This is a genomic window from Pseudomonas baltica (genome assembly GCF_014235765.1).
Lineage (GTDB): Bacteria > Pseudomonadota > Gammaproteobacteria > Pseudomonadales > Pseudomonadaceae > Aquipseudomonas > Aquipseudomonas baltica.
Genome location: NZ_JACMYH010000006.1, coordinates 158,070 through 169,631, shown reverse-complemented (window position 1 = coordinate 169,631; position 11,562 = coordinate 158,070). Strand labels below are relative to the sequence as shown.

The 11,562-nt window shown below is 61.6% G+C and carries 10 protein-coding genes; 4 read left to right on the top strand and 6 right to left on the bottom strand.

What is annotated here, in order from left to right; translation table 11 throughout:
• Positions 1 to 73 precede the first annotated feature (73 nt).
• Both pgeF and rluD read right to left on the bottom strand, forming a co-directional pair.
• Positions 74 to 811, bottom strand: coding sequence for a peptidoglycan editing factor PgeF (gene pgeF / locus H7993_RS18085; protein ID WP_185795219.1), 738 nt, complete (start codon positions 809 to 811; stop codon positions 74 to 76).
• Positions 808 to 1,770, bottom strand: a complete 963-nt coding sequence (gene rluD / locus H7993_RS18080; protein ID WP_122475306.1) for a 23S rRNA pseudouridine(1911/1915/1917) synthase RluD — start codon at positions 1,768 to 1,770, stop codon at positions 808 to 810. Before rluD ends, pgeF begins: the two co-directional genes overlap by 4 nt.
• A gap of 150 nt (positions 1,771 to 1,920) precedes the next feature.
• On the opposite strand from rluD, the gene H7993_RS18075 reads away from it, so the two are divergent.
• From H7993_RS18075 to H7993_RS18060, 4 genes are all read left to right on the top strand, one after another.
• Positions 1,921 to 2,943: an outer membrane protein assembly factor BamD gene (locus tag H7993_RS18075; protein WP_185795218.1), complete on the top strand. Its 1,023-nt coding sequence runs from the start codon at positions 1,921 to 1,923 to the stop codon at positions 2,941 to 2,943.
• Between the two features lie 112 nt (positions 2,944 to 3,055).
• Positions 3,056 to 3,289, top strand: a complete 234-nt coding sequence (locus H7993_RS18070) for a PP0621 family protein (protein ID WP_122475309.1) — start codon at positions 3,056 to 3,058, stop codon at positions 3,287 to 3,289.
• Positions 3,279 to 4,874: a sensor histidine kinase gene (locus tag H7993_RS18065; RefSeq protein WP_425312030.1), complete on the top strand. Its 1,596-nt coding sequence runs from the start codon at positions 3,279 to 3,281 to the stop codon at positions 4,872 to 4,874. The genes H7993_RS18070 and H7993_RS18065 overlap by 11 nt, the downstream gene beginning before the upstream one ends.
• Complete coding sequence (locus tag H7993_RS18060; protein WP_122475311.1) at positions 4,871 to 6,223, top strand: sigma-54-dependent transcriptional regulator; 1,353 nt, start codon at positions 4,871 to 4,873, stop codon at positions 6,221 to 6,223. The genes H7993_RS18065 and H7993_RS18060 overlap by 4 nt, the downstream gene beginning before the upstream one ends.
• A 209-nt stretch (positions 6,224 to 6,432) precedes the next feature.
• On the opposite strand, the gene thiO is transcribed toward H7993_RS18060, so the two are convergent.
• The 4 genes from thiO to H7993_RS18040 are packed head-to-tail and all read right to left on the bottom strand — an operon-like array spanning position 6,433 to position 11,558.
• Positions 6,433 to 7,533, bottom strand: coding sequence for a glycine oxidase ThiO (gene thiO / locus H7993_RS18055; RefSeq protein WP_185795217.1), 1,101 nt, complete (start codon positions 7,531 to 7,533; stop codon positions 6,433 to 6,435).
• Positions 7,534 to 7,553: 20 nt separating this feature from the next.
• Positions 7,554 to 7,949, bottom strand: a complete 396-nt coding sequence (locus tag H7993_RS18050) for a type IV pilin protein (RefSeq protein ID WP_185795216.1) — start codon at positions 7,947 to 7,949, stop codon at positions 7,554 to 7,556.
• A gap of 8 nt (positions 7,950 to 7,957) precedes the next feature.
• Positions 7,958 to 11,071 (bottom strand): pilus assembly protein, encoded by a 3,114-nt coding sequence (locus H7993_RS18045; protein ID WP_185795215.1) that lies wholly within the window; start codon positions 11,069 to 11,071, stop codon positions 7,958 to 7,960.
• On the bottom strand, positions 11,055 to 11,558 hold the full coding sequence (locus H7993_RS18040) for a pilus assembly PilX family protein (RefSeq protein ID WP_425312032.1): 504 nt from the start codon (positions 11,556 to 11,558) through the stop codon (positions 11,055 to 11,057). The genes H7993_RS18045 and H7993_RS18040 overlap by 17 nt, the downstream gene beginning before the upstream one ends.
• Between the last annotated feature and the right edge of the window lie 4 nt (positions 11,559 to 11,562).

Here is an 11,562-nt window from a genome sequence, read left to right as displayed (position 1 = left end):
TGTGTCAGTCAGGGGCCCTTTGTGGGAGCGGGGCTCTGCCCGCGAAGAGGCCATCCGCCGCGAAGCTACAAAACTACGACTCCAGCCACACCAACGAAGCGAACCGCCCCGTCACCGACGCGCGGCGATAGGAAAAGAACCGCTCATCTTCCACGGTACACATGCCCCCGCCATACACCGCTGTCACCCCTGCCGCCGCCAGGCGAATGCGCGCCAAGGCGTAGATATCAGCCAGGAACTTGCCAGGCGAGGCACCCGGCACGAACGCATCTGCCGCTTGCGGGTGGGTCGCCATGAACGCCTCACGCACCTCGGCGCCGACTTCGAACCGACGCGGACCGATGGCTGGCCCCAGCCAGGCCATCAGTTGCCCGGGCGGTTCCTGGAAACCATCGACAGTGGCTTCCAGCACCCCGGCCGCCAACCCGCGCCACCCGGCGTGGGCCGCTGCCACGCGGGTACCTGCCCGATTGCAGAACAACGCAGGCAGGCAATCGGCAGTCATGGCGGTGCAGGCAATGCCGGGGGTGGCGGTCCAGCTCGCATCCGCCTCGAGCACGCGGCTCGGGTCGGCCTCGACCACACGGATCCCATGCACCTGGTTCAGCCAGGCCGGCAGGATGCCGAAGTGGGCAGTCAGACGCAGGCGGTTCTGCACCACGCACTGTGGATCGTCGCCCACATGCGCGCCCAGGTTCAAACTGGCATACGGCGCCGGGCTGACGCCGCCTTCACGGGTGGTCACGCAGGCCCTCACCGACGCCGGAGCCGGCCAGTCGGGAAACAGCAGGCCCTGCGCGAACGTGGTCACCCGATGAAGGCCTCACGATCCTGCTTGAGCAGCGACAGCAGCCAGACGAAGTCGTCGGGCAAGGGCGATTCCCAGCCCATGCGCTCACCGGTCGTCGGATGATCCAGCTCGAGGAAGCGCGCATGCAGGGCCTGGCGCGGGAAGGTTTTCAGCGCGTCGACCATGGTGGCGCTGGCCGCAGGGGGAATGCGGAAGCGGCCGCCGTAGGCCGGATCGCCCACCAACGGGAAGTTGATGTGCGACATGTGCACGCGGATCTGGTGGGTCCGACCGGTTTCCAGCTTGACCCGCACATGGGTGTGGGAGCGGAAACGCTCGAGCACGCGATAATGGCTGACGGCTTGCTTGCCGCCCTCCATCACCGCCATGCGCTGGCGCTGCTGGCCGTGCCGACCGATCGGCGCGTTGATCTTGCCGCCTGCGGTAACCACGCCGATCACGATGCATTCATAGATGCGGCTGACCGAGCGGCTCTGCAGTTGGGTCACCAGCTGCGTCTGCGCCTGAATGGTCTTGGCCACCACCATCAGACCGGTGGTGTCCTTGTCCAGGCGGTGGACGATGCCGGCACGCGGCACGTTGATGATGTCCGGCACATGGTGCAGCAGTGCGTTGAGCAGCGTGCCGTCGGCGTGGCCTGCGGCCGGATGGACCACCAGGCCGGCCGGCTTGTTGATGACAAGGATCTGGTCGTCTTCGTAGACGATGTCCAGATCGATGTCCTGGGCCACCCATTCACCTTGGGCTTCCTGTTCGGCATTGAGCTCGAGCAGGGCACCGCCATGCACGGTATCGCGCGGGCGCAGAACGCCCCCGTCCACGGTCAGGCGGCCCTCTTTTATCCAGGCGGAAAGGCGCGAGCGCGAGTGCTCAGCGAATAATTGGGCGGCGACTTGGTCGAGGCGTTGTCCGCCCAAATCGGACGGTACCTCTGCGCGAAGTTGTATGATCTCGGACATGCTCGGACTAGGCGGCGGCACAGCCTTTGGTTTCGGCTGCACGCTTGTGGTTAAATACGGCGTCTTTTGCCCCGGTGGTTCCACGGGGTGCTCATCATAACAGGACGGCCACGCCCGAGACAGCGGCCGTTTATAGGGACGCTAGCCGCCATGCAAGTGAAACACCTGCTGCTGATCGCCATCCTCGGATTCACCGCGGCCTGTTCTTCGACCAAGGAAGTGGTCGATGAAAACCTCAGCGAAGTCGAGCTGTACCAGCAGGCGCAGGCCGACCTGGACAACAATAGCTACACCAGTGCCACGGCCAAGCTCAAGGCGCTGGAGTCGCGTTATCCGTTCGGCCGCTATGCCGACCAGGCGCAGCTCGAGCTGATCTACGCCAACTACAAGAACTCCGAGCCGGAAGCGGCGAAGTCGGCTGCCGAGCGTTTCATTCGCCTGCACCCGCAGCACCCGAACGTCGACTATGCCTATTACCTCAAGGGCCTGACCTCGTTCGACCAGGACCGTGGCCTGGTGGCGCGCTTCCTGCCGCTGGACATGACCAAGCGTGACCCGGGTGCTGCCCGCGACTCCTACAACGAGTTCGCCCAGCTCACCAGCCGCTACCCCAACAGCCGCTACGCGCCCGATGCCAAGCAGCGCATGATCTACCTGCGCAACCTGCTGGCGTCCTACGAGATCCACGTGGCCGACTACTACCTGACCCGTCAGGCCTACGTCGCTGCTGCCAACCGTGGCCGCTACGTGGTGGAAAACTTCCAGGAAACGCCGTCCGTCGGCGACGGCCTGGCGGTGATGACCGAAGCCTACATGCGTCTGCACCTGGATGACCTGGCCGCGACCAGCCTCGACACCCTGAAAACCAACTACCCGGATCACCCGAGCCTGGAAGACGGCAAGTTCGTGCCCCAGCAGGACGAAGCGGACAACCGCTCGTGGATCTCCAAGGCTACCCTGGGCTGGATCGGCAACAACACCGACCCGCTGCCGCCGGGCGAAACCCGCGCCAACCAGGATGTGCAGCGTCAGTATCAGGAAGCGCGCGACGCCATTCCGAAAGAACTGCTGCCACCTGAAGACGGCGGCACCGCCGACCAGCAGCAGCCAAACGCCGAAGAAGGCAAGAGCCGTTCATGGTTCAGCTACGCCACCTTCGGTCTGTTCGACTGAAGCTGGGTTGCATTGAAAAAAGGGGCCTGACGGCCCCTTTTTTTTCGCCGCTTGCTCCGCATCGGGTGCGCTCCTACACTGCGCCATCTTCCCTGGCAAAGCTGACCATCCCATGATTCGCCTGATTTTCTGGATCGCCGTCGTGTTCGCCGCCATTTGGCTGTGGCGCAAATTCAAGAACCCGGCGCGCGCGCCTCGCCAGGATGACAAGCCGGCATCGCTGAGCATGGTTCGATGCGCCCAGTGCGGTGTGCATCTGCCAGAAGACAGCGCGCTGCGCCGCGACAGCCACTGGTATTGCAGCAAACCGCACCTGGAGCAAGGGCCCGGCAACGGTGCCCGCTGAAGCGCAGTTTCTCGGCGGCGCCCAGGCGCAGCGGATGCTGCGCCTGTACCACCTCTACCGCTTGACCATCGGCCTGTCGCTGGTCCTGCTGATTTCCAGCAACATGGACAACCGCCTGCTGGAAGTGGCCGATGGCGAACTGTTTCGCGCCGGCAGCTGGCTGTACCTGATCCTCAACATCCTCGTCGTGGTGCTGATGGGCAACCCGCGTCGGGTGTTGCCGGTGTTCAGCCTGGCCACTGCCGACGTGATCATGCTCGCGGGCCTGTTCTACGCCGGCGGCGGTACACCCAGCGGTATCGGCAACCTGATGATCGCCTCGGTGGCCATGGGCAATCTGCTGCTACGCAACCGCCTGGGCCTGTTGATCGCCGCGCTGGCCACCATCGGCATCATCTACCTGACGTTCTACCTGAGCATCTCGCGCCCCACTGCCGCCAACGACTACCTGCAGGCCAGCACCCTGGGTGTGCTCTGCTTCGCCGTGTGGTTCGTGGTTCAAGGCCTCAGTCGCCTGTTGCGCACCAGTGAGAACCTGGCCGAGCAGCGCGCCAGTGACGTCACCAGCCTGGAAGCCCTGAACGCGCTGATTCTGCAGCGCATGCGCACCGGCATCCTGGTGCTGGACACCGAACTGCGGGTGCAACTGGCCAACCAGGGCGCCTTGGGGCTTTTTGGCCGCATGACACTCAATGGTGAGCTGATCGCCGTCCACTCACCCGACCTGATCGAACGGTTGCTGCAGTGGCAGACCAACCCTGCCCTGCGCGTGAAAAGCCTCAAGTTCTCCCCTACCGGGCCGTCGATCCAGGCCAGCTTCATTGCCCTGCGTCGCGGCGGTGAACAGCAGCAGACCCTGGTGTTTCTCGAAGACCTGTCGCAGATCGCGCAGCAGGCCCAGCAACTCAAGCTGGCCGCGCTCGGCCGCCTCACGGCCAGCATCGCCCACGAGATCCGCAACCCGCTGGGCGCCATCAGCCATGCCGGGCAACTGCTGCAGGAATCCGAAGACCTGCCGGTAGCCGACCGGCGTCTGACGCAGATCATCCAGGATCAATGCAAGCGCATGAACCTGATCATCGAGAACGTGCTGCAGCTGTCGCGCCGGCGCCCCAGCGCACCGCATCCGCTGGACCTCAAGGCGTGGCTGGAAAACTTCGTCAGTGACTTTCGCACCACCGCGCGCCCGGGCCAGCAACTGCACATGTACGTCAGCGACGGCACCCTGGAAACCCGCATGGATGCCAACCAGCTGACTCAGGTGCTGAACAATCTGGTCGAAAACGGTATGCGCTACAGCGCCCAGCAACAGGGTCGCGCGCAGGTCTGGTTGAATCTTTTCGTGGAGCCGACCGATGGCCTGCCGATCCTTGAGGTGCTGGACGATGGGCCGGGCTTTGCCGCCGATCAGTTGCAGCACATGTTCGAGCCTTTCTTCACCACCGAAAGCAACGGCACCGGGCTGGGCCTGTATATTTCCCGCGAGCTGTGCGAAAGCAACCAGGCCCACCTAGACTACAGAGCACGTGAAAAAGGGGGCAGCTGCATGCGCATTACCTTCGCCCACCCGCGCAAACAGGGATGACTATGAGCGCCAGGCAAAAAATTCTGATCGTGGATGACGAGCCGGACATCCGCGAACTGTTGGAGATCACCCTCGGCCGCATGAAACTGGAAACCCGCAGCGCACGCGACGTCAACGAGGCCCGCGAATGGCTGGGGCGCGAACCGTTCGACCTGTGCCTGACCGACATGCGCCTGCCCGACGGCACCGGTCTTGAGCTGGTTCAGTTCATCCAGCAGCGCTACCCGCATGTGCCGGTGGCGATGATCACCGCGTTCGGCAGCCTGGACACCGCCATCAATGCGCTCAAGGCCGGCGCCTTCGATTTCCTCACCAAGCCGGTCGACCTGCCGCGCCTGCGCGAGCTGGTCGGCACCGCGCTGCGCATGCCGGCGCCCGCCCCGGTCGGCAAGGAACCGAGCATCGACCAACGCCTGCTCGGCGATTCGCCACCCATGCTGGGGCTGCGCAAGCAGATTGGCCGGCTGGCGCGCAGTCAGGCGCCGGTCTACATCAGCGGTGAGTCGGGCAGCGGCAAGGAGTTGGTCGCCCGGCTGATTCACGAACAGGGCCCGCGGGCGGATCGGCCGTTCATTCCGGTCAACTGTGGGGCCATCCCCGCCGAGCTGATGGAGAGCGAATTCTTCGGCCATCGCAAAGGTAGCTTCACCGGTGCCACCGAAGACAAGCCGGGGCTGTTTCAGGCGGCCAATGGCGGCACGCTGTTTCTCGACGAAGTGGCCGACCTGCCGTTGACCATGCAGGTAAAGCTGCTGCGCGCCATCCAGGAAAAGGCCGTGCGCGCCGTGGGCGGGCAGACCGAAAACGTGGTCGATGTGCGTATTCTGAGCGCGACCCACAAGGACCTCGCAGCCGAGGTGGCGGCGCAGCGTTTTCGCCAGGACCTTTACTACCGACTCAACGTGATCGAGCTTCGGGTGCCCTGCCTGCGCGAGCGCCGTGAAGACATTCCGCTGCTGGCTGCCAGCGTGCTGGCACGCCTGGCGCAGGGCAGTGGCCTGCCGCCCGCGCAGTTGACCCCAGCGGCACTGGAAACCCTCAAGGGCTACCGCTTTCCCGGCAACGTGCGCGAACTGGAAAACATGCTCGAACGGGCCTACACCCTGTGCGAAGACGATCGCATCGAGGCGAGCGACCTGCGCCTGAGCGAAACGGCAGTCAGCGTGGAGTCCGGCGAACCTAGCCTGGCCCAGGTCGACAACCTGGAAGACTACCTGGAAAGCGTCGAGCGCAAGCTCATCCTGCAAGCGCTGGAAGAAACCCGCTGGAACCGCACGGCAGCAGCGCAGCGGCTGAACATGTCGTTCCGCTCGATGCGCTACCGCCTGAAAAAGCTGGGCCTGGATTGATTCCCTGCCACCGCGTCAAACCCGGACGCGGCTCGCGCCGCTGCTACAGGGTTTGTGTGGTGCGCCTAATGAACGCGGTGGGGCCGGACGCGGCTCGCGCCGCTGCTACAGGACAACGCGATCTCTGTAGCAGCGGCGCAAGCCGCGTCGGCGGTGTATGCGGTATGCCTGAATGAACGCGGTGCGGCCGGACGCGGCTCGCGCCGCTGCTACAGGGGGATGCGGTTTTGCGGCGCGTAAGGGGCTGGATCGATCACGGCTTCGCGACCCAGCAGCAGGTCGGCCAGCAGGCGACACGACGCTGGCGCCAGCACCAACCCATTGCGGTAATGCCCGCAGTTCAACCACAAACCCGGATGCCGCGGCAGCGCACCAATGAACGGTATCCCATCCGGCGACCCCGGACGCAACCCAGCCCACTGCTGCACCGGCGTGGCTTCGGCCAGGGCCGGCAGCAGATCGACCGCCGAGGCCTTCAAGCTGTTCAGCGCCTCTACCGTTGGCGTCTTGTCGAAGCCCGCATGCTCCAGCGTGCTGCCGATCAATACATGCCCATCGCGGCGGGGAATGGCATAGCGCCCCTTGGCCAGCACCATGCTCGGCAAAAAATCGGCTGCGCATTTGAACAGGATCATCTGCCCCTTCACCGGCTCCACCGGCAAGTCGATGCCCAGGGTCTGCAACAACTCACCGCTCCAGGCACCCGCGGTCAGCACCACCTCGTCGGCCAGCACCTCCCCCTGCGCTGAATGCACGCCGACCACCCGCTGGCCATCGAGCAAAAAACCCTGCACTTCACACTGCTCGCGCACCGTCACGTTGGGCATCGCTGACAAGGCCGCTTTCAAAGCCTTGATCAAGCGTGGATTGCGCACATTGGCGACATCGGCCATATGGATCGCGCGCCCGAACCCGGGCCCCAGCACCGGCACTGCCTCGTAGGTGGCTGAAATATCCACCGCCGCCAGTGGCCGACCATTGGCCCGTGCCCAGGCAAGCGCCTCGGCTTCATCGTCCAGGTCCAGCCAGTACAAACCGGTGGTGTACACCTGCGGATCGATGCCCGTATCGACGGCCAGGCGCTGCCCCAGGCGCGGATAGAAATCCTGCGACCAATGCGCCAACGCCGTAACCGCCGGGCTGTAGCGCCAGGGATACAGCGGTGAAACGATGCCACCGCCGGCCCAGGAAGACTCCTGGCCGACCGCACTGCGGTCGATCAGGGTAATGCGACCCGCATGGGCAGCAAGGTTGTAGGCCGTCAGCAGGCCCATCACACCGCCGCCGACAACCAACACATGGTCAGACATGAAACGATTCCAAAGAAGGCTCAGCGGCCCCAGCAGGTGGCTGAGGTGTTGCCGGCAGCCATGCCGGTGTTGGTCCGCGCGCCGGTTTGATTGATGACGAAACTGCCGCACTTGTCACCGACCATCATGCTGCCGGGCTTCGGCGCGGCCGTCAGGCTGAACGTCGTGGCGTCCTTTGCCGTCACGATGTTGTACCAGGCATTGCCCGCCACGTCGGGCACGTTGGCGTAGCTGCCGGTCCGTGTGAACCCCCTCTCGAAATTCTGCGCACCTTCGGCCAGCACCTGGCCGATCTCCACCCGATGCGTGCGCTTCACGTACTCGGTGTAGCTGGGGTAGGCGATGGCGGCAAGGATGCCGACGATGGCGACCACGATCATCAACTCGATAAGGGTGAAGCCTTGTTGCCTGCTCATACGGACACTCATTGTCGTTGTTGCCACATGATACGGCGGTTCGGGGAAACCACCTGTTGTTTAGGAGACCCGCCGCCACTGCCTGTCGTAGAGTCACCCGTGCTAGGCAGTTGAATAGCAACCATGTCATTCCCGTTGGAATCGACATAAGAGATCATTGATGCGGTATTGATCAAACCTCCCGATACGATCATTCCCGCAGTTGCCTCAGTACCGTTCAGGATGTTGAAATTCGTGATCATCTTGCCATTTTCGGCGTTCACTTCCATCAGCTTACTTGACCCAGCGCTCGAACATGGGTCCGAAACGTCAAGAATAGCGGTAGTGAAAAAAATGTTACCGTCGATCAACAAGGGTGGATAAAGCACCCGCTCCCCTGTCGATGTGGTGCCGTAGGTCAGCGGCATGTACCAACCCTTGCGGGTGTTGTAATCCACCTCATTCTGGCTGGTGTAGACCTTGGTGCCGGTGATATTGGTGATGGTCTGGCGTTGCAGCACCGACTCGGTGTAGTTCGCGGTCGAACCATTGGCGTCGACGATGGCGTAGAAAGACTGGGTCGTAGTTGTAGTTTTGTCCGCCACCTCGTTGAGCTTGCCTGTACCAAAGAAGATGATCTGCCGGCCCAGAGTGTAATTGCCTATGGTTGGCTGTGCGGTGATAGCTTGGGTCGCGCCACCCGAAGCTGTGAACAGTGGCGTATTGGCGAACCCGACCACGCCATTCGTGGTACTGGTGAAATCAAATTTCCACATGCGCCCTTTCAGATCGCCACCATAGGCGTACTGAATAACGCCTTGGCTGTTTATGTCCAGCGCTACCGAGGACAGACCGTTGTCGGTTTCGCCTGTTGTAACTATCGGGGTCTGGATCTCCTTGATCAACGCGCCGGTAGCCAGATTGATCACAAACAGCGACGCGCGCCCCGTCGTACTGCCGTAACCGTTCGAGATGAATGCTGCCCAGGTACCGTCTTTCAATCGGGCCACTTCCGGCTTGCCATAGGCATAGCCCATGTTGCTGTAGCCGGTGGTGTTACTGTTGATTTCCCAAAGGGCACGAGTGGTATTGCTACCACCGGCTTCAAACAGCTGCAACGCATAATAAGCCCTGCCGCCAGCCCCCACACCGCCCAAAGCCAGCGTTTTCCAGCCGTTGTTGATTTGAGCGTCTGCGACAGTCAACTGACCGTCATTCAAGAACTTATGGCCAACACCATTGATATAGTTGGGGTTGGCTACTGCGTTCAAATTGGCCAACGTAGTAGATGGCAGATAGGCATAGCGCCTTGTGCCATCGGTATTCAAAACGTTGGTCATCCCATCATTGCTGTTGACAACCAGAGCGGGGTTCATGCTCGCAGCCTTGGTCCCAAGGTACGTGGTATAGCTGAAATCGCCTGTCGTGTCGGTAGTGGTAATGGCAGTGGGCGAGGCATACACCAAGGGTGAGTTGATGATGTCGCCCAGCAATACCGAGCGCGTCTTCAGCCCGGTCTTGTTGGTGCCTTTCGTCCACTCGATCAGGTCATTGGCGGTAACTGGATTGAGGAGAGTGTTGAGGCTCGATGCACCCACGGCCAGGGTAGCGATCTGGGCAGGAGAGAAATTCAGCAATGATAGTGCGATGGGCTGGCTGGTGAGTATGTTCCACGACTGAAAAATCGTATTCCCGGCCGACTTAACCTTGTCATCCGTGCTCCATACCGCCGTGGCGCCGGGATTGCCTGAACTGTCCAGGTTATAGGCGCGTACCGTACCGCGCCAGTCGGTCGGGTCGTAGAATGTTTGATAGTACTGCGAAGACGCTGTGAGATTGACCGAGTTCACCGAACCGCCCCCGCCTGAACCAGCCTTGGAAGCAATATCGTTAAGCGCAGCGGTCAAGGCGGCGCTCAAGCCGGCGGCATCGGTGGCTTGATAGTATTTGCCCTGGCCATAACCGGTCTTTTCAGCCGCATCTTTCAGCATCTGATTGTCGGCAGCGAAACCTACTGTGTAAGTGGACATGTTCTGCTTGGGAAAATCCGCAGCATCCCAGCTCTTGCCGGCGGTATCTGTCCCGCCCGACCGCATGTCAATATCATTGGCAAACTTGGCGATGTCATCCAGGTACAACGTGTCACCCTCACCGTCACCAGTCAGGTTATCGCCATCATTGCTGCTGTCACCGTCCCAGTTTGGCAGCCTTGATCCCCCGAGTGGGTCATTGGTGGGGAAAGTGCGGTCATACGTAGGCAGGCCGTCAGTGATCACTACCCCGTAGTTCTTTTGGCAGCGGTACTGGATAGGGCTGGTATAGGTATTGGGCGTGCTGTTGTAGTAAGGCGCCATCCCCCTGAAATAACGCGTCACCTCGTAGTAGGCTTCCGCCAACGGTGTGTTGGCGATGGCCCCCAGGTCGCCGATGGCATTGATCAATGCGTTGTAGTTGCTGTTCGCTTGGGCTGTGGTGGTAGAACTGTTGGCGCTCAAGTCGGCAATCGCGCGGGGAATATTGCCACCCGGGCCTGGGTTGCCGGGAGCCGGCGGGTTAAAGGTGGCCAGACCGATACGCAGGTTGCGATTGGCGTTGACCAGCGCGGTCGCCGCGTCTCGTGCAACGTTGATCCGATAGTCTCCGGGCACCGTTGTGTCGGCAATGTAGTCACGGCTGGTGCTGCCGCTCGGCAGCCGGTCGATCAGGTAAGAGATGTACCGTGATGAATAGCGGGTGCTGCCGTTGCCCACCGGATCCGGGAGGCGCAGGCAATACACCGTGTTGGTACCTCGCGTGAATCCCGAATAACCGAATGAGCATCCACCCCGGTTGAAACTGCTGTAGAACAGATTTTCACTGTCCATGTCGATGTTTGTGACACTGAATCGGTCGCAGAACGTGGCGTAGTAGCAGTTATAGATCGTTGGACGACTGGTAGCCTGATTGAAGTCGGCTGTGCGGATCAGGTTATTCATACTACCGGAGTCATCCACCAGCAACATCACATTGGGCGTGACCGACCCCGAGCTGAGCAACGGAGAGTCCGCTGGTGCGAAGGCATACAGCGGAGCACTGACGTACAATCCAGCAAGTATCCCGGAACAGAACTTAATCACGCCGCGCATTCTACTGCTGCTTGGCATAGACACTCTCCAGCACCGTTCGCGAAGTACCCTGGATGCCTACCCCGGTAATGCGATACAGCTCATAGAATTTTTTGGTGGTGTTGATTGGCGAACCACTTGCAAGAATCGACGGGTTGTTGGTGGCACCCACTTTCTGAATGGCGTAATAGCCAGACCCGGACTGCACCCAGACCACACCATTGGCGGCAATATAGTTGCTGGTGCCAATGGTATTGGCGTTGGTCGGCGGGGCACAGGTGACTGCGGTGTTGCAGAAAGCCAGGGTGTAGGCTTCTGGCTTCACTGTATTTTCGCCAATGCGCAGCATGGCTTCGGCTATCTGGAACGAGCCGTTGCGCAGGGTCACGCTGCCTGCCATCTTTTCCTGCAATGTCGCGTTCTGCATCGACGACACGCCGATCAAAGTCAGCAACAGCAGAAAGACCAGGCACACTATCAACGTCATCCCACGTTGCGTGCTCGTTGCGCTGTAATGGGTGTGCATACTC